At 69.7% G+C, this 18,357-nt stretch carries 17 protein-coding genes; 9 read left to right on the top strand and 8 right to left on the bottom strand.

Features of this window, described 5'->3' with window-relative positions:
• Positions 1-138: 138 nt before the first annotated feature.
• Positions 139-2,298 carry a response regulator gene (locus tag OZ403_RS33525; protein ID WP_140796696.1) on the bottom strand — a complete coding sequence of 720 codons (2,160 nt, stop codon included), beginning with the start codon at positions 2,296-2,298 and terminating at the stop codon, positions 139-141.
• Between the two features lie 13 nt (positions 2,299-2,311).
• On the opposite strand from OZ403_RS33525, the gene OZ403_RS33530 reads away from it, so the two are divergent.
• Together OZ403_RS33530 and OZ403_RS33535 are read left to right on the top strand one after the other, a co-directional pair.
• Positions 2,312-3,082, top strand: a complete 771-nt coding sequence (locus OZ403_RS33530; protein WP_140795288.1) for a DUF2270 domain-containing protein — start codon at positions 2,312-2,314, stop codon at positions 3,080-3,082.
• Positions 3,083-3,227: 145 nt separating this feature from the next.
• Positions 3,228-4,232 (top strand): isocitrate/isopropylmalate dehydrogenase family protein, encoded by a 1,005-nt coding sequence (locus tag OZ403_RS33535; protein ID WP_140795289.1) that lies wholly within the window; start codon positions 3,228-3,230, stop codon positions 4,230-4,232.
• A 1,608-nt stretch (positions 4,233-5,840) separates the two neighbouring features.
• Here the strand turns inward: OZ403_RS33535 and OZ403_RS33540 are convergent.
• From OZ403_RS33540 to OZ403_RS33550, 3 genes are read right to left on the bottom strand one after another with little or no spacing between them, the layout of a single operon-like run.
• Positions 5,841-6,230: a translation initiation factor gene (locus OZ403_RS33540; RefSeq protein ID WP_020478031.1), complete on the bottom strand. Its 390-nt coding sequence runs from the start codon at positions 6,228-6,230 to the stop codon at positions 5,841-5,843.
• An 18-nt stretch (positions 6,231-6,248) separates the two neighbouring features.
• Entirely contained in the window at positions 6,249-7,655 is a 1,407-nt protein-coding gene (locus tag OZ403_RS33545) for a vitamin K epoxide reductase/DsbA family protein (RefSeq protein WP_268782668.1), read from the bottom strand.
• On the bottom strand, positions 7,652-7,978 hold the full coding sequence (locus tag OZ403_RS33550) for a cupin domain-containing protein (RefSeq protein ID WP_011556273.1): 327 nt from the start codon (positions 7,976-7,978) through the stop codon (positions 7,652-7,654). Before OZ403_RS33550 ends, OZ403_RS33545 begins: the two co-directional genes overlap by 4 nt.
• 38 nt (positions 7,979-8,016) lie before the next feature.
• Between OZ403_RS33550 and ygfZ the strand changes: the two genes are divergently transcribed.
• The 5 genes from ygfZ (at position 8,017) to OZ403_RS33575 (ending at position 12,481) form a co-directional block, all read left to right on the top strand.
• Positions 8,017-9,087 carry a CAF17-like 4Fe-4S cluster assembly/insertion protein YgfZ gene (ygfZ, locus tag OZ403_RS33555; protein WP_140795291.1) on the top strand — a complete coding sequence of 357 codons (1,071 nt, stop codon included), beginning with the start codon at positions 8,017-8,019 and terminating at the stop codon, positions 9,085-9,087.
• Between the two features lie 25 nt (positions 9,088-9,112).
• On the top strand, positions 9,113-9,937 hold the full coding sequence (locus OZ403_RS33560) for a hypothetical protein (protein ID WP_268782669.1): 825 nt from the start codon (positions 9,113-9,115) through the stop codon (positions 9,935-9,937).
• Between the two features lie 110 nt (positions 9,938-10,047).
• Positions 10,048-11,544, top strand: a complete 1,497-nt coding sequence (locus OZ403_RS33565; RefSeq protein ID WP_140795293.1) for a spermidine synthase — start codon at positions 10,048-10,050, stop codon at positions 11,542-11,544.
• Positions 11,541-11,999 carry a hypothetical protein gene (locus OZ403_RS33570; RefSeq protein WP_268782670.1) on the top strand — a complete coding sequence of 153 codons (459 nt, stop codon included), beginning with the start codon at positions 11,541-11,543 and terminating at the stop codon, positions 11,997-11,999. The genes OZ403_RS33565 and OZ403_RS33570 overlap by 4 nt, the downstream gene beginning before the upstream one ends.
• On the top strand, positions 11,996-12,481 hold the full coding sequence (locus OZ403_RS33575; protein WP_268782671.1) for a hypothetical protein: 486 nt from the start codon (positions 11,996-11,998) through the stop codon (positions 12,479-12,481). Before OZ403_RS33570 ends, OZ403_RS33575 begins: the two co-directional genes overlap by 4 nt.
• Here the strand turns inward: OZ403_RS33575 and chrA are convergent.
• From chrA to OZ403_RS33595, 4 genes are all read right to left on the bottom strand, one after another.
• Positions 12,468-13,679, bottom strand: coding sequence for a chromate efflux transporter (gene chrA / locus OZ403_RS33580; RefSeq protein WP_268782672.1), 1,212 nt, complete (start codon positions 13,677-13,679; stop codon positions 12,468-12,470). The genes OZ403_RS33575 and chrA overlap by 14 nt on opposite strands.
• A 69-nt stretch (positions 13,680-13,748) precedes the next feature.
• On the bottom strand, positions 13,749-14,408 hold the full coding sequence (maiA, locus tag OZ403_RS33585) for a maleylacetoacetate isomerase (protein ID WP_268782673.1): 660 nt from the start codon (positions 14,406-14,408) through the stop codon (positions 13,749-13,751).
• Entirely contained in the window at positions 14,405-15,385 is a 981-nt protein-coding gene (locus OZ403_RS33590; protein WP_140795298.1) for a fumarylacetoacetate hydrolase family protein, read from the bottom strand. Before OZ403_RS33590 ends, maiA begins: the two co-directional genes overlap by 4 nt.
• A gap of 193 nt (positions 15,386-15,578) precedes the next feature.
• A complete protein-coding gene (locus OZ403_RS33595; protein WP_140795299.1) occupies positions 15,579-15,968 on the bottom strand; it encodes a hypothetical protein in 390 nt (129 codons plus the stop codon).
• 215 nt (positions 15,969-16,183) lie between these two features.
• Between OZ403_RS33595 and OZ403_RS33600 the strand changes: the two genes are divergently transcribed.
• Both OZ403_RS33600 and OZ403_RS33605 read left to right on the top strand, forming a co-directional pair.
• Entirely contained in the window at positions 16,184-16,561 is a 378-nt protein-coding gene (locus tag OZ403_RS33600) for an STAS/SEC14 domain-containing protein (protein ID WP_011556283.1), read from the top strand.
• A 116-nt stretch (positions 16,562-16,677) separates the two neighbouring features.
• The gene (locus OZ403_RS33605; RefSeq protein ID WP_140799977.1) at positions 16,678-18,315 is read left to right on the top strand and encodes a serine protease; all 1,638 of its coding nucleotides are present in this window, start codon (positions 16,678-16,680) and stop codon (positions 18,313-18,315) included.
• Positions 18,316-18,357: the final 42 nt, after the last annotated feature.

The raw sequence follows: 18,357 nt of genomic DNA on the forward strand, positions 1-18,357 counted from the left end.
TCCGCGCCCCTCAGACACGGGCCCTTCCCGGCGCAACGGGCTTCGCGGTGTGACGCGCGCCGCAACACTTTGAGTGGAAAGTGTAACGCCGCGAGCTACCGGCCCGCCTGAGGCACCACGTCGTCCTGTCCGCTGCGCTCAGGCGGGCGGCGGGGAACCCGAGGTCAACGAACCGTTCTCGGAAGCGGCGGTGTCGGACTGCCCCAGGAAGTCATCCAGCGCGCCCACGTCGATGGGCTTGCGGAACACGGCGTCCACCAGCGCGAGGTTGGAGCGGTTCTGTCCGCGCACGTCCATGCCGGTGACGATGGCCAGCAGCACCTGAGGGGACTTCTTGCGCAGCTCGCGCGCCAGCTCCCAGCCGCTCATCTCCGGCATCACCGCGTCCAGCAGCGCGGCGTCGTAGCGGCGCCGGTCCCACATCCCCAGCGCCACCGCGGGGCTGTGGGCCACCTGCACCTCGTAGCCTTCCTCGCTCAGCACCTCCGCCATCATCCGCGCGTTGTCGAGGTCGTCATCCACCACCAGCACGCTGCGCGTCTGCTGGAAGCGCCGGGGCCCCGCCGGCCGCATCACCTCCGTGCGCGACGGCTCCGGACGTGGCGCGGTGGACACGGCGCCTTCATGCACGCGGGGCAGGCGCACCACGAAGGCCGTGCCCGTGCCCGAAGCCGGAACCTCCGCCGTCAGCTCGCCGCCCCAGCGCTCCACCTGTGCCCGCGCCACCGCCAGGAACAGGGACAGCTGCGGCGCGCCCGCGTCCCGGCGCAGCGGGTCGAACAGCCGCGCCAGCTCATCGGGCGCGTAGGGCGTGCCCTCGTCCTCGATGCGCAGCGTCAGCCATGCGGAGCCATCCGCGCGGGTGGAGACGTGCAGCCGGCCACCGGCCTCCATCCGGTCGCGCGAGACGAGCAACAGGTTCACCACCAGTTCGCGGAAGAAGCCCGTATCCGCGCGCACGCTGCCGACGTCGCCCAGGTCCAGGTCCACGTACACCGGGTGCTCGCGCTGCTCCAACTCGCCGCGCGCCAGCTCCAGCGCCTCGCGCACCGTCTGGTCCACCGGGACGTCGGTGGGCTGCTCCTGGGTGCGCTGGATGTTGAACTCCTGGAGCCGGGCCACCAGCTCGCCAATCTGCTGCACCGTCTTGTCGAGCGCCTCCAGGTGCTCGGGCTTGAACTCGCGTTGCAGCAGTGTGATTCGCAGCCGCAGCACGTTGAGGAAGTTGTTGAGCGCATGCGCCGCGCCGCTGGCGAGCTGTCCCAGCGCCTGCTGGCGGGTGCGCTGGAGCAGGCGGCCCTGAAGCCTGCGCAGTTCCCCGTGCGCGCTCTGGAGTGCCTTCGTCTTGTTCACCGCTTCCGTGCGGTCGGTGAAGGTCTGGATGGCGCCGGCCAGTTCGCCCTCCTCTTCCCAGACGGGCGTGGCGCTCAGCTCCAGCGTCGCGGTGTCGCCGCCGGGGCGCTCCACCACCATCATCACCCCACGCACGGGCCCCTTCTCCTTGAGTGCCCGCAGGAAGGGCATGTCGGCCAGCTTGAAGGGCTCGCCCGTGAGGTGGCGCGCGTTCACCTGCGTCAGCACGGGATTGATGGTGTTCGCCGCCCGCACCCCCACCACCGCGCGCATGGGCACCCCCATGAGGCGGCTCACCGGCGGCGTGGCGAAGGAGACGGTGCCGTCCACCTCCGCCAGCATGATGCCCACGTCCACCTGGTTGAGCACCGACTCCATCACCGCCGCTTCACGAAAGCGCACCTCCTCCGTCTTCAGGATGCGCGCATAGGACGCCTGGGCCGCGGCGTCCGCCTCCCACACCAGCTCCGCCATGAGCTCCGCCACCTGGGGCTCGATGAAGCCACCGTTGCGGCGCGCGTAGACGTGGAGCATCACCTCTTCCAGGGACTTGAACTCACGCGTCAGGTCCTCGGGGTCGAAGTTCTGGCTGTAGCGGAAGGCGCCGTGCGGGCGGACCACCTCCGGCCAGAGCCGGACGGCGTCGTCGGGCCGGTCCCTGAGCAGGCGGGCCAGTTCGTCCAGCAACCGGCGCAGCGGGGCTCGCAGGTCCCTGCCCGGGACCGCCACGTCATAGGTCTCCGCGCGCAGGCGCTTGGCCCACAGGCGCGCCAGGCGCTCGCGTTCCTCCTGGAGGAGGTGGGACAGGGCCTGGATGGGATTCACGTCGGGCACGTTCAAGTCTGCAAGCTGCACACGCGCGCCCGCCATGGCCACCCGTGCGCCCGCCTGCCTGCCTGCCACCCCCACCCCGCCTGCGTTGCAAACGCCCACTGCCCAGCCCACCTTCCGGCGAAGGATGCCCGTGCGTGAACGTGACAAGAACGACGTGCTGGAGTCGCCCTGGCTCTCCCAGCAGGCCATGGCCCAGCTGTTTCGGGGGGAGCTGAGCCGCTCCGACACCTGGCGCACGCGCCTGGACACCACCACCAACTGGGCGCTCACGACGACGGCGGCGGTCATCTCCTTCGGCTTCGCGTCGACGCAGAGCTCACACGTCACCTTCCTGGTGGGCATCTGGATGGTGGTGTCGTTCCTCCTCATCGAGGCGCGGCGCTACCGCTACTACGACTTGTGGAATCGCCGGGTGCGTCTGCTGGAGGACGGCTGGTGGGCCCCCATGCTCCGGCGTGAGCCGGTGGACCCGGACGCCCTGCGCGAGCTGGCCCTGGAGCTGGAACGGCCCCAAATCCAGCTGTCCCTCTTCTCCGCCATCTCCACCCGGCTCAACCGCGCCTACGGGCCCATCCTGATGGTCCTGATGATGACGTGGTTCGTGAAGGTCTACAGCCACCCGAAGCCGCCCGTGGACCTTGACGAGTTCCTGGCACGGGCGGGGGTGGCCTGGATTCCCGGCGAGGCCGTGACGGCCACCCTGCTGCTGCTCACGCTGACCGCGTCCTACCTGTTCCTGTCGTCCTTCTTCATCCGGGCGCCCTTGGGCGAGCTGCGGACCCGGCCCCGGGGACGCCGGGCGGCCCTCTGGGAGGCCTTCTACCGGCCCTACGCCATCCGTACCCGGCGCAAGCCCACCCGGCGCCCGCGACCGTCCTCCACGTCCGAGCACTGACACTCGGAGCGGATGCCCTCCCGCCCGGAAACCGGCCGGGTGACCCGCCAGAGCGTGCCTACCTCATGGCCGCCATGCCTCCGGCTGAATCACGGGCGTTTTCGTCCTTTCGACACCAGGGAAATTGTGCTGTGACTCCGCACCCATGGCGACCACACGAACTGTCACGATCATCAATGGCGATGGCATTGGCCCCGAAGTCATGGCGGCCACCGTTCGCGTCCTCGAGGCGCTCAAGGTCCCCCTCGATTTCGAGTACAAGGACGCAGGCACGGAGGTGGTGGCCAAGTACGGCACCAACCTGCCTCACGAGACGGTGGAGGCGGTGCTGCGCAGCGGCATCGCGCTCAAGGGTCCCACGGGCACGGTGGTGGGCGGTGGCCTTCCGTCGGCCAACGTGGGCCTGCGCAAGCGGCTGGACCTGTACTCGTCGCTGCGGCCCGTGAAGAGCGTGCCGAACGTGAAGACGCGCTACGAGAATGTGGACCTCGTCGTGGTGCGTGAGAACACGGAGAGCCTCTACGCCGGCCTGGAGCACATCATCGTCCCGGGCGTGGTGGAGTCGCTGAAGATCATCACCGAGAAGGCCTCCACGCGGATTGCCCGCTTCGCCTTCGAGCACGCCCGCAAGCACGGCCGCAAGAAGGTCACCGCCGTGCACAAGGCGAACATCATGAAGCTGTCGGACGGTCTCTTCCTGGACTGCTGCCGCAAGGTGGGCCGTGAGTTCCCGGAAGTCACCTACGAGGAAGTCATCATCGACAACCTCTGCATGCAGCTGGTGAAGGACCCGACCCGCTTCGACGTGCTGGTGGCGGAGAACTTCTACGGCGACGTGCTCAGCGACCTGTGCGCGGGCCTGGTCGGCGGCCTGGGCGTGGTGCCGGGCGCCAACATCGGCGAGCGCACCGCCGTCTTCGAGGCCGTGCACGGCACCGCCCCGGACATCGCGGGCAAGGGCATCGCGAACCCCACCGCCCTGATGATGTCCGCGGTGATGATGCTGGACTACCTGGAGATGGGCGAGGCGGCGCGCCGCATGGAGAACTCCATCTTCAAGGTGTACAGCTCGGGCGAGGTCCGCACCGGCGACATCGGTGGCAAGGCCACCACCCGCGAGTTCACCGACGCCATCATCGCCGCGCTGTAATCGTCACACGGCGCAGGCTGCAGCGAGAAGCCCGGGGCACCTTCACGGTGGCCCGGGCTTTTTCGTGTCCGGATGCCCCCTATTGGGAACCCGCTGGCGCGGGGGACACTGGCGGTGGCGCAACGGGCAACGGCGGCGCCGGGGTCGCCGGAGCTTCGGGAACAGGTGACTGAGACTCAACTGGCGCGGGTGCGGCTGGAGGCGGGGCTTCTTGAGGCGGTGACGCAGCAGGCTCCTCGCTCGTCGGAATCGGAGCCTTCGCGACCACCTCGCCCTGGGCCGTCACCGCATAGACCTCCCACCAGTCGAGGACACGTCCGCTCGGACCGCCACAGCGGTCGAAGCGTTGGTCCACCGCCACGAAGTACAAGCCCGGCGTCGGCCCCGCGAAGACGGAGACGTCCAAGCCCTGCTCGGGACTCGAACACCCCGCGAAGAGGTTTGGAAATGGGTTGGTCCTCACCACCTCACGAATTGCGCCTGCGGCAGCCAACGCGGCACCGGCCTCCATGGGCTCTACGATGGTTCTGGACGAATGCTCATCCGGCCACGGAACTTCACCCTTCCAAGCGGATGCAGGCGCGGCGCACCCTTGAAGCACCGCGACCAACCCTGTCACCGTCAGCGCCTTGCTCATTTTCCCGACCCTAATCACGGAGTAACTGCAAACCCCCGCTACGACATTGGGGGGCCACGTTCCGAAACGGAGGACGAGGAGGAGTGGGAGCACAGATGCCCAGTGTGACCCAGCTGCCCCTGGCTTCGCTCCACTGCTGAACCTCGCCCGTGGGGAAGTAGCGCAGGAAGAGCCGAGTCCCATCCTGGCGCTCCGCCACCAATGCGGAGGCCATCTCGATGACGGAGCCCATGAAGGCTGCTGGAGCAGGGTTTCCAGGTATCAAGCGCACTTCCGCCATAGACACGAAGGGCTTGAACGCGTCCGTAGGCCACACGCTCAAGTCCTGCGACGAAGGTGCCGCAGCACACGGATGGTTGTGGACGAAACCCACGACCCACACCTGCGAAGATGGATAGTCCACATCCTTCACCGCGAAGAACGGGCGACAGGAAGCATGACTCCCCCGAACGGGCTCTGCCACCCGCCAGGACAAGGAGTCTCGACCGCCCGCCACGTACACCGTCGAGCAATACTCCGTGGAGAGCCCTACGACGGGACGCCGTGTTCCCGGATCGCACGCCGTCGCCCCAGGGAGCTTCAGCAGCGCCTGCGCCACATCCCGAAGAAGGCTTATCGGGATGGAAGCATCCCCTGTGGGCATCTCGACGGCGGGGACTTCTGACCACGGGCCTCTCGCAACCTCTGCGCCGGAGGCGGTCATTGAGGGTGGAGTGAAACCTGCGCATCCCGCCACGAGGAGGAAAAGCAAAGCGCCAAGCCTGATGGAGCCAGAGAAAGCCATCGGCACGAGTTATAGACGCCGCCACGCACACACAGTAAACATTCGTCGGACGCGCAGCGAGAACGACACGCGGTTCGACCTTCGTCATTTCCGCGTCGTCACCTGACAAGACAGGAGAGTGGCGGGCCAGTTCCCGCGGAGGACACCAGGCCTCGCCCTCCGCGAACAAAGCCCGACACCAAACGCGTCAGCCCACCGTGACCTTGCGCACGCCCCGCGCCTCCAGCAGCGCGGGAAGCCGCTCACGCTGGTCGCCCTGGAGCACCAACGTGTCGTCCTCCACCACGCCGCCACAGCCGAGCGAATTCTTCAGCGCCTTGAGCCACACCTCCCGCTGAGCCGCGGGCAGCTCCAGGTGCTCCACCACCGTGACTTCCTTGCCGCCACGGCCCTTGCGCTCCATCCGCACCACCGCGCGCGCGGGGCCCTTGGGCTCGGCCTTCACAGGCGCCTGAGCCACGGGCGCGGCGGGCGCCTGGGGCAAGGCCTCCCGCTGCGCCACGAGCGCGGCGAACGGATTGTTGAATGGAGCCGCCGGTGCCGCCGGCGGCTCACCCTTCTTGTCGCGCTTGCCCATGGTGCGGGTGCCGCGTCCTCAGTGGTTGTGACCCGCGTGGTCGTCGTGGCCACCAGCCGGGCGCGGGCGCGGCGGAGGCAGCACGTCGAAGCCAGGGGCGCTCGGGTTGCCGTCCGCCATCACCAGCGCGTAGATGAATGGCGCGGAGGGCATCACCTGGCGGCCGTTCACCAGCACCAGCGGCGTGCCCTGGATATGGTGGAGCATGGCGTAGCGGGAGTCCTCCTGGATTTTCGTCGCCGTGGCCGGGCTGTTCATGCACACCTCCAGCTGCGAGCGCGGCACCGAGCCGGACGACGCGATCTCCACCGCCCGCTCCGTGTCCAGCACGGCCTGCGCGGCGAACATCTTCTCCCGCAGCTCCCAGTAGTCCGGCGCGCCCTCCAGGCAGATCTGCGCGCGAGCCGCCACGCAGCGCACGCTGGGCGCGTCCGGGCCCCGGCGCGGAATCGCCGGGTTGCACGCACCATCCAGCGGGAACTGGCGAGCCTCCAGCGACATCTTCCCTTCGGGAACACGCTTCTTCAGCGCGGACAGCTCCTCCACCAGCATCTTGCAGTGGGGGCACTTGCTGTCCGTCCACTCGACAATCTTCACCGGCGCATCCACCGGCCCGTAGCGATGACGCGCGGGCGACGCGGCGGGCTGCGGCGTCTCGCTGCGGTACGCGGCCAGCGAGTCCGCGATGAACTGCTGGTGCTGCGGCGGCAGCGAGCGCAGGAACTCCTCCAGCGACGCGGGCGGAGGCGGCGGCGTCTGCGGCGTCACGCCCGGCATCGGCGTGCTCGCCACCTGCGGTACCGGCGGCAGCAGCGCGGCACCGGACGCATCCGACGCCTTGGGCGTGGCCCGGCCGGGCAGCAGCGTCGCGAGGAAGACCGCGGCCGAGATGCCCACCGTCCACTTCAGCGTGGCGCCCCACTCGCCCGCGCCGGGCAGCAGCGGCCCGGGCAGTCCCTTCCAGGCCACACCCGCGAAGGCCACCACCAGCGCATAGGTCGCCAGACAGGTGGGGCACAGCGCGCCCGACTGCGCGCTGGCCACGGCGAAGACAGCCACGGACACCAGGCCCGCGGCGGCCACCAGTCGCAGCCCGTTGGCCGCCGGACGCACCGGACGGCCCGAGCGGGCCCACGTCAGGAACAGGGCGGACAGGCCCACGGCGACCAGCCCCCACACGAGGCCCAGGGCCGCTACGGGCAGGCCCACCAGGTCATGCACGCGGCTGGCGAAGGCGGAGTTCCACACCGTCTCGCAGTTCACCGTGTCGGAGACACCACACACGGTGGAGCCGCCACCGCGCAGGGTGAGCAGCTGCATCCACTGGAAGATGGACAGGCCACTCTCCGCGAGGCCCAGGACCAGCAGCGCCAGCGCGCCACGAGTCGCCACGGGAGTGGGCGAAGGGGAAGACGTCGAGCTCATGCATGCTCCGGGGGCGGGGACATCAGAACGAGGAGGCGGGCGGCATCGGGGCCGTCATTGGCGACGCCGTGTTCGGCGCCCGCGGGGGCGAAAATGGCGGCGCCAGGGCCGTGGACTTCCTCTTCGGCGCCCACGCGAAACCGGCAGCGTCCGTCTAGGACGACATACACCTTGTCCGACGTGGCATGGCGGTGGGGCTTCTGGGCCTGTCCCGGCTGGAGGCAGTACACGTCCAGGAAGAAACGGCCGGACTGGAAGACGTTGTGCTTCAGGAGCTTCTCCGGTGAGAAGTCCTGGAAGGACGACAGGTGCTTCACATCCATCGTGGCATTCGCTCCTTCGCCTCTATATAGCGACGGACATGGAACCGCTGTCTCTGCATTTTCTTCACGAGAAGGCGGGCGCCCGCTTCGGCGCTGTGGGCGGCCGGGAAACCGTGGCCGGGTATGGAGACTCGGAGGGAGAATACCGGGCGGCGAAGGCGTCCGTGGCCCTCCATGATGCCTCCTACCGCGAAACCCTCCGAATCACTGGAGAAGACCGGGCCTCTTACCTACACGGGATGGTCACCCAGGAGGTGAACAACCTGCCCGTGGGCACCGCGGCCTATGCAGCCATGGTTACCGTCAAGGGGGCCATGGTGGCGGATGCCCGCATCCTCAAGCGGGAGACAGACCTTCTCCTGGATTTGGAGCCCGGCACCGGCGCCAAGGTGCGGGAGTTCCTGGATAAATACCTCATTTCCGAGGACGCCGAGTTGCACGAGGCCACGGGGGAGCTGGCCCTGCTCCGGCTGCTCGGGCCCCAGACGGCGGACGTCCTGTCGGCCGCCCTGGGCAGCCCCCATGCGCCGCTGTCGCACCATGCCGCCCGCACGGCCACGCTGGCGGGCCAGGAGGTGTGGCTGCTGGGGAGCACCGCCATCGAGCCCCATGGGGTCGACGTCTGGGTGCCGCGCGCCGGCCTGGAGGGCGCCTGGCAGGCCCTGTCCGACGCGGGCGCCGCTCACGGGATGAAGCCCCTGGGCTTCGAGGCCCTGGAGTTGCTCCGCGTGGAGGCCGGTGTGCCCCGGTACGGGCAGGACATGGTGGACACCACCATTCCGCTGGAAGCCAACCTGGCGAACGCCATCTCCTACAACAAGGGTTGCTACATCGGGCAGGAGGTCATCGCCCGAGCCACCTTCCGCGGCCACATGAACCGCAAGCTGACGGGGCTGCTGCTGGGCGACGCGGACGTGGCCCCCGGCACCGAGCTGCGGCGCGGGGAGAAGAAGGTGGGCTGGCTGACCAGCGTGGTGCAGTCGCCTGTCGCGGGGCAACGGGTGGCCCTGGGCTACGTGCACCGGGATTCGCTGGAGCCGGGCACCGAGCTGACGCTGGCGGCGGGCCCCGCCACGGTGAAGGTGGCGTCCCTCCCCTTCTCCGCGTGAAACAGTCCCAGCATACTGGTGAGCCATGTTCCCTGGCTCACCGAGCACCCTGCTTCGTCCCGCGCTGCTGCTCGCGGCACTGTCCCTCTTCCTGACGGGCTGCTTCAACGTCGAGCAGGACCTCTGGATTGAGCCAGGAGGTTCGGCGCGCCTCGTCGTGGACATGGGGATGCCCAAGTCACTGACGGCCATGGGGCTGCTGGGCGGCGCGACGGACGCCAGGGAGGCGCTGCTCGCGAAGGCGCGCGAGGCGGAACAGGCGCTGCGCCAGGACCCGGAAGTCTCCCAGGTGATGCTCCGGGACTACGAGAAGGACGGACAGGTCCATCTCGTCTACGACGTGACGGTGAAGGACGTCACCCGGCTCCCGGAGCTCTACCGCCGCGCCGCCGAACAGCACGCCCAGGGCCAACCGTCGTCTCCGAAGGATGCGTGGGACTTCCGCATCGAGCGCCAGGGCGGGGACTACGCCTACACCCAGCGTTTCAACCCGGAGAAGGCCTTCGCCACGCCGGTCGGAATCGGTGACGAGGCCGCGGAGCAGGCCGCCCAGGAGCTCGCGAAGGGCATGGTGAAGGCCATGCTCGTCAACAACCGCCTCACCCTCCGCATCCACGGCCCTGGCATCGGCGAGACGAACGGCACGGTGAACGAGCAGAAGGACACCGTGGAGTGGAAGCTCAACCTCGCGGAGCTGATGGACGCCCCCGCCGAGGGCCGCGAGTTCCGGGCCGTCATCCGCGGCGGCGAGCCGCTCTGGCTGTGGCCGCTGGTGCTGGGCGTCCCCCTGGTGGTGCTGCTGCTGACGGTCGCCGCCGCCCGGAAGCGGCGGGGCGTCGCCGCCCGATAACACGTCCCCCTGGCACGGTTGTCATGGTGGCCCTGCCATCGCTGTCCCCAGCTTCAATTATTCCGAGGACTTCGCGCTGGAACGGACCTTGCTGAAGCAAGCGTCCGAGCATGCAACCCACGTCTTCGCTGACATGGCTGTCCTTCATCACCGGCATGACGGTCATGGCATCGGAGATGGCGGCGTCACGACTGATGGCGCCCTACTTCGGCGGCAGCACGCCCGTCTGGGCCACGCTCATCTCCCTGGTCCTGGGCGGGCTCGCGCTGGGCGCGCATCTGGGAGGCCGCGCGGCTGACCGCTCGGGCCGCCTGACGCCGCTGCTGAACGCGCTCTGCCTCTGTGCGCTCGCCCTGGCCCTGCTGCCCTTCCTCGCGCGGGCGCTGCTGCCCGGCGCCACGGCCGCGGTGCTGGGGGGACGCCCCGTGGAGGGGCTGGGCCGCGTGGCCTTGCTACTGGTGGTAGCGATGCCGCCCCTGCTGGTGCTGGGCGCGGTGGGCCCCTACGTGCTGCGCGTGGGGCTACCGGGGGTGGCGTCAGCCGGCGCGCACGCTGGACGCCTGTCGTCGGCGTCCACGGTGGGCAGCATCACCGGAACGCTGCTGGCGGCCTTCGTCGTGCTGCCCCTGCTGGGCACCGCGCGCACCATGGCGCTCTTCGCGGCGGTGCTGGGGCTCACGGCCTCCTGGCACCTGGGATGGCGGTGGCGGCTGCCCGCGGTGGGCGTGCCCATGGTGGCACTGGCCCTGGGCGTCCACGCCCTGCCCCGCAGCCCCAAGGCCGTGGACGTGGCCGAGTCACCCTATGCCTTCATCCAGGTGGTGAAGGACGAACACGGCACCCGCTCGCTCGTCTTCGATGAGGGCTACGCGGTGCAGAGCGTCCACCGGCCTGGCCTGCCTGTGCGCGGAGAAGTCTTCGGGCACTACCTGCTGGTCCCCGCCATGGCCCAGGCAGCGCCACGAGCGCCCCGGGTGCTGGTCCTGGGCCTGGGCGCGGGCACGAGCGCCAGGGGCCTGCGGGAGACGTACCCCGGCGTGGAGGTGGTGGGCGTGGAGCTGGACGCGGAGGTGGTGCGGCTGGGCCGTGCGCACTTCGACCTGCCCTCCGAGGTGGAAGTTCACGTCGGAGACGCGCGCGCCTTCCTCGCGAGCGATACCCGCCAGTACGACGTCATCCTGGTCGACGCGTTCCGCTTCCCCTACGTCCCCTTCCATCTGACGACGCGCGAGTTCGCCGCCGCCGTGGCCGCGCGCCTGAAGCCCGGTGGCGTGGCCTGCTTCAACGTGGGGCGCTACGCGCAGGAGCGCGCGGTGGTGGAGGCCGTGGGAGCCACGCTGGCCACCGTCTTCCCGGAGGTCCGGGCCGCCGACGCGCGCAACCACAGCAACACGCTGCTCTTCGCCGGGGCCCCCGGGCTCGCGGATCGGCTCGCGGCTCGCACAGCGTCACTTCCCGCATCGCTGCGCCCGCTGGCGGAGCGCGTGGCCGGAGAGCTGAAGCCGGTGCCCGAGGGCGAGCCGCTGACGGACGACAAGGCCCCGGTGGAGTGGCTCACGGACGCCATCCTCCTGCGGGCCCTCTCGAGTGGGGAGAAGCTCCAATGAAGCGCCTTCCCTCCATGTCGGAGTTCCTCGCGCCGCTGCCCCTGTTCGCGGTGGCGCTGATGGCGGTGAATGACCGCTGGCTCAAGCCCACCTTTCACAACGCCCTCACCGGCAAGCTGTCCGACGTCGCCATCTGCTTCTTCCTGCCGCTCTACGTGTCCGCGCTGCTGGCGCTGGTGACGCGCTGGCCCAGGGCGCGCAGGGTGGCCGTGGGCGCGGGCTTCACCGCATGCCTCTACACCGCGCTCAAAATCTCCCAGCCCGCGGCGGACCTCTTCTGTGAGCTGCTGCGCCCCCTGGGCGTGCCGCTCGGCATCCGGAGCTTCCGGGCCTGGGCCGACCCCACCGACCTCGTCACGTTGCCGCTTGTCTGGGCGGCAGTGCGCTACAGCCGCGCCGCCGCCCGCGAACCGTCGTCCCTCCCCACCTCACCCTCCACTGGAGTCAGCGCGTGAAAGTCATCCTGATGAACCTCGCGGCCACGGCCGCGCTCGCCACCACGGCGGTGCTGCTCGTCGCGGACTCGGGAGAAAAGGGCTGCCACCAGCCCGCCCAGAGCGTCACCTTCGACGTGGGCCACAACACCTGCGGAGCGCCGGGCATCCTCCGGGTGAGCACCCCCCAAGACACCTGCCGCCTCGACGTGGAGATGGAGGAACGAACGGGCCTGCCCATGACGGGGGACGTCTACGACGGCACCGTGGACCTCCGCCAGGGCGACAACTGGTACCTGGCGGACATGAACGTCGCCATCATCGTGGACACGGATGGTGGGACTCTGCCCGGCGACGCGGGCAGCGGAACAGCGGTCGAGGTCAACCGCGCGTGCGAAGTCCTGCGCGAAGGTGAGGTCCTCCGGCTGAAGTGCACCGCTCGCAAGGCGGACCTCGCCAACGAGCAGGTGCGCGCCTGCGAGGCCGTGCTCACCCCGCGCTGAGGCCCCCGGCGGCCAGTCCCCCCACGCAGCCGCCGCCCAGCACCAACCACGCGGAATTGACGCGATAGCGGATGAGCAGCACGGCGGCCACGGCCGCCAGTGCCACCGGCAACGGACTCACCAGCACGGCCCGCCCCAGCTGCCACGTCACCACCGCCATCAGCGCGAGCGACGCCACGTTGACGCCGTCCAGGAAGGCGCCGGCCACCCACGAGCGGCGCAGCCGCGGCACCAGCGGTCCACTCAGCGCCACGAAGACGAAGGCGGGCAGGAAGATGCCCGCCGTGGCCACCACCGCGCCCGATGGGCCGCCCATCACGTAGCCGATGAAGGTGGCCGTGGTGAACACGGGCCCCGGCGTCACCTGCCCCACCGCCACCGCGTCCAGCAGCTGGGCTTCGGTCAGCCAACCGTAGCGCTCCACCAGCCCGGTGCGAAGGAAGGCCAGCAGCACGTAGCCGCTGCCGTACAGCACAGAGCCCACCTTGACGAAGAAGAGGAAGAGGCCGTGCAGGGTGAAGGGGGCGGCGGCCGTGGCGGTGGTGGCCCCCAAGGACAGCAACGGCCACAGCGGCACCACCCCCGCCCGAGGAGCGCCTGGCCGTTGTCGTTCCATGCCGCGCCACGCGAGCACGGCGAGCCCCGACAAGAGCAGCAGGAGCAGCTCATTGACGCCCATGAAAGCCGCCGCCACGGCAGCCGCTCCCACACAGGCGGCCAGCGGTGTCCGCACGACGGTGCGTAGCAGTCCCCAGAGCGCCTGGGCCACCACGGCGATGATGACGGCCTTCACGCCATGCAACACGGCGTCCACCTTCGGCAGCGTGCCGAATCGCGTGTACGCCCAGGCGATGGCCGCGACCATGAAGAAGGCGGGGAGGATGAAGCACGCGCCCGCCACCAGCAGGCCGGGCCAGCCCGCGCGCCGATGGCCGATGTGGATGGCCAGCTCCGTGGAGTTGGGCCCCGGAATCAGGTTCGTGGCGCCGAGCAGGTCCACGAACTCCTCGCGCGACAGCCAGCCGCGGCGGCGCACCACCTCGTCCTCCATCATCGCGATGTGAGCCGCCGGGCCGCCGAAGGCGAATGTCCCCAGCCGGAGGAACAACACGGCCAGTTCCCGCAGCGACGTGGCGCGGTCCACCGGCGAAGCGGGAGACGACGGAAGGCCACCCTGCGGGGACAAGGAGGGACTCATGGGAATCGAGTGTCCCGCGGCGCGCTGACGGCGACCGCGCCCAAGACAGGCGCGGCCGCCACACCGGACTCAGGCGGGAACCGCGTCCGGCTGCCGGTCGGCCTGGGCGGCCTGGAAGGCGGGCAGCGCCTGGCACTCGGCTTCAATGCGCAGCAGCGTGGGGTACGGCGACAGGTCCACGCCGAAGCGGCGCGCGCCGTAGAGCTGCGGCACCAGGCACACGTCCGCGAGCGACACCGCATCCCCGACGCAGAAGCGCCCCACCGTGGACTGCACCGCCGCCTCCAGCGCCTCCAGGCCCCGCGTGTTCCAGTAGGCCGACCACGCCTTGTCGTCCGCGTCCAGCGCCTGCTTGACGTGCTGCATCACGGACAGGTTCTGCAGGGGCTGGATACCGGAGTTCACCATCTCCGCCAGCATCCGGGACTTCGCCCGGAGGAACGCGTCAGCGGGCAGCAGCGCGGGCGCCGGAAAGCGCTCCTCCAGGTACTCGAGCACCGGCAGCGACTGGGACAACCGGCGCACCGAGCCATCCGCCTCCGTCCACTCCAGCGTGGGCAGCGTGCGCATGGGATTGACCGCCCGGTACGCGGCGCTGTTCTGCTCGCCGCCGTCCTTCACCAGGTGCACCGGCACGTAGTCGAACTTCAGCCCCTTCAGGTGCAGGCCGATACGCACCCGCCAAGACGCGGACGAGCGCCAGTAGCTGTAGAGCCGAAGGCCCGTCATGGCACCTTCACCACCTTCTGGGAGATGCGGCCGAACACGCTGCGGCCTTCGGCATCCGTCATCTCGATGTCGATGGTGTCGCCCGGCTTCATGAAGGGCGTCTTGGGCGCGCCCTGCTCAATCGTCTCAATCATCCGGCGCTCGGCGAGGCAGGAGATGCCACGCTCGCGGTCCGCGTTGGACACGGTGCCGCTGCCCAGGATGGTGCCCGCCGTGTAGCTGCGCGTCTTGCACAGGTGCTGGATGAGGTCGAAGAAGGAGAAGTGCATCTCCGGACCCGCGTCCGTGTCGCCCACCTGCTGCCCGTTGAGCACCGAGCGCAGCCGCAGGTGGATGCGCCCGTCGTGCCAGGCCGCGCCCAGCTCGTCCGGCGTCACCGCGAAGGGGCTGAAGGCCGTGGCCGGCTTGCTCTGGAAGAAGCCGAAGCCCTTGGCCAGCTCGTTGGGGATGAGGTTGCGCAGGGACACGTCGTTGGCCAGCATCAGCAGCTTGACGTGCGGCGCCGCGTTCTCCGCCTTCGTGCCCTGGGGCGTGTCGCCCAGGATGGCGCAGACCTCACCTTCGAAATCCAGGCCCCAGGCCTCGTCGGCCAGGGGGATGTCGGCGGTGGGCGCCAGGAAGTCCCCGGAGCCGCCCTGGTACACCAGCGGATCCGTCTTCAACGTCTCCGGGGGCTCGGCGCCGCGCGCCTTGCGCACCAGGATGACGTGGTTGAGGTACGCGCTGCCGTCCACCCATTCGTAGGCGCGCGGCAGGGGCGCGTGCAGGGCGTTGACGTCCAGCGGGCGGCTCTGCACCGTGCCCGCCTCCAGTTGGGCGTCCAGCGCACGCAGTTGTGGTTCCTTCGTCTCCCAGTCGTCCAGCGCGGCCTGCAGCGTGAGCGCCACGTTGGTGGCCAGCGCATAGGCCGTGTTGTCCCGCTTGACGACGATGAGGCGGCCGTCACGGGTTCCGTCCTTGAGCGTCGCGAGCTTCAATGCCGGGCTCCCCGGCGGCCTCTGAGGAAAATAGCCGGGCCGCCTCGTGTGTCCGGGCTTTTCCGACGGGGATTCCGGGGTGTCAAGCAAGACGGACACGCGCCCCCGGAGAAAAGCGAACGGCCGACACGTCGCGAAAAAAGAGCGCACGGGCGGAACCGGCCGCCCGTGCGCTCCTGGGTGCTTCAGTCACTCACGCCCGGAGCGGATTCACGACCTCGGGGCAGTGCCAGTACGTGTACTCGCAGGCCTCCTGCTCGGCATCGCAGGGCACCTGGATGATGGTGATGGCCTCGCACGGATGGCGTGGAGCCTTGCCCTGGCCTCCACCCCTCGTGCGGCCTTCGTCGGGGACCGCTCCCTGGGTCTCCAGCGCATCCTTCGCGTCTGGAGGTGGCGTCACCCCCGCCGGATGGACGGGAGCGGATGCGCCCTTCGCCGGGCCTCCCCGGCCCTTTCGAGAAGTCCCGCGCGAGTCCTGACGCGACTCTTGCGTGGACGCCACCGGCGGCGCCGACACCACCGGCAGCAGGCCCGGGGCGGCGCCCAGCACCGCGCCCAGGACGTACAACTTCGTGTTCATGAAACCCCCTTGCCGGCTGCAGCCGCCGTCGCGCCCCTTCGGCGCGCCGGTACCGGAGCAGCGGCAGGGACGTCAGTACCAGGCGGGTCTGACATTCCCTGCCCTTCCGGACAGGGCCGGGAAGGTGCCGCCAGGGCGCGCCATCCGTCCCCCCGCTCTAGACGTGTCACCGGCTGCGGCTAGGATGGCGCGCCCGCCCGGAGCCCGTCACCGTCATGCCATTCCAGATCACCGTTCACTCGCAGGACCGCATCCTCGAGGTTGTCTATCCCCCGCAAGTCACGACCGCGGACCTGGCCGAGTACCTGGCCGACGTGAAAAAGGCCATCAACGACCTGGCCGGTGAGTGGTCCGCCCTGGTGGACCAGTCCCAGCTCCGGGTGATGCCCAGCGACGTGGTGACGGCCATGGCCAGCCTCAACGCCTTCGCCCAGCTCCACGGCATGAAGCGCTCCGCCCGGGTCGTCAGTGACGCCCCCTCCGGACTCCAGGCCTGGCGGATGACGAAGCGCGCCATGCTGAGCATCCCCACCCGCACCTTCGAGACGCGGGGGGAAGCCCTCCAGTGGCTGCGCGACCCCGACGCGGACTGAGGCGCGCGCGGAGCCTGTCCGCCAGCCGACAGCAGGAACGCCTTTTTTCACATATATTGCGGCGGCCCACCCCCACGGGGGGTGGGCCTCACATCTCCCGTAGGAGTGGTTGTCTCATGCGTATCCCCCGGACCGACGCCCGCAGGAAGCTGCTCGGCGCGCTGTTGTGTACCTTCTCCGTCGCGGCCTGTGGACCGGCCCAGGAGGGCGAGCCCGCCGGCAGCGGCTCCACCGAGCAGCCCGTCGTCTATGGCAACGACGACCGGATGGACGTGTACGCGCACCCCGACGCCACCCTGCGGCAGTACGCCATGCAGGCCAGCGCCGTCATGGTCGACCCGTTCGAGATTGACGACTCGGACCCCAACAACGTCGTCTTCGACAGCCCCACCCTGGGCGAATACGTCAACCTCTGCCCGGGCCAGCGCTTCATCGACGACCCGTCGCCCGGCTACTGCTCGGGCACGCTCATCGACGATGACCTCCTGCTGACCGCCGGCCACTGCGTGGAAAGCGCGGCCGACTGCAGGGACTTCAAGTGGGCCTTCAACTTCTACCGGCCTGACGCGAACTCGGTGCAGACCATGACCACGCAGGACATCTTCAGCTGCAAGGAGATTGTCGTGCGGCGGGATAACACCTCCAGCGGCCGCACGCTGGACTACGCCATCATCCGCCTGGACCGTTCGGCGGCGCCGCGCTTCACGCCCGCGCCCATCCGCCCGGGCAACGCCGCCCTGACGGTGGGCGCCAACGTGGCCGTCATCGGCTCGGGCAGCGGCATCCCGCTCAAGATTGACTCGGGCGGCAGCGTTCGCAACGGCCGCGCCAGCACGCTGGACTACTTCGTCGCCACCACCGACACCTTCGGCGGCAACTCCGGTTCGGCCGTCTACGACATGTCGAGCCACACCATCGCCGGCATCCTGGTGCGCGGCACGACGGACTACGTCTACCAGGGCAGCTGCCGCGTCGTGAACCAGTGCGCGGAGAACGGGTGCAGCGGCGAGGACATCACCTACGTCCGCCCGGCCATCGATGCGTTCTGCGCCGCCAACACCAGCGTCCGGCTGTGCAACACCACGCCGCCGCCGCCGACGTCCTTCGACTTCACGGCCAGCAACACCGCCAACGCCACCGTGAACACCACCCGCCACACGGTGGAGCTCACCGCCGGCCAGAGCATCACCGTGGGCACCTGCGGCCTGACGGGCGCCAGCTCCACCGGTGACACGTGGCTGCGCGTCAATGGCCCCAGCGGCATCGAGGTCGCCTCCAACGATGATGGCTGCGCCACGGGCCGCGGCTCCAACGTGACTTTCACGGCCGGCGCGGCTGGGAACTACGAAATCATCGCGGGCTGCTACGACAACACCAGCTGCAGCGGCACGGTGAAGTGGACCATTGGCACGGCGACCCCGCCGGCCACCTCCGGCACGTTCAGCTACAGCTCGGTCAACTCCGACAGCGCGCGGCAGAACACCACCAACGAGAACGTCACCCTCACGGCTGGCCAGCGCCTCTCCTTCGGCACCTGCAACGTGACGGGCGCCTCCGGCACGGGTGACTCGTTCATCCGCCTGTACAACGCCGCTGGCACGCAGGTGAAGTTCAACGACGACGGCGCCGGCTGCGGCTCGCTGTCCCACGCCACCTACACGGTGCCGGCGGGCGCGGGCGGCACGTATCAGATCCGCGCCGGCTGCTACGGCAACACCAGCTGCAGCGGCACGGTGGGCTGGACCGTCCAGTAATCACGTTCCACCCACGAGGTGGGCACCGCGGGGCGCGTCACT

It is taken from the genome of Myxococcus sp. NMCA1, from assembly GCF_026810205.1.
GTDB lineage: Bacteria > Myxococcota > Myxococcia > Myxococcales > Myxococcaceae > Myxococcus > Myxococcus xanthus_A.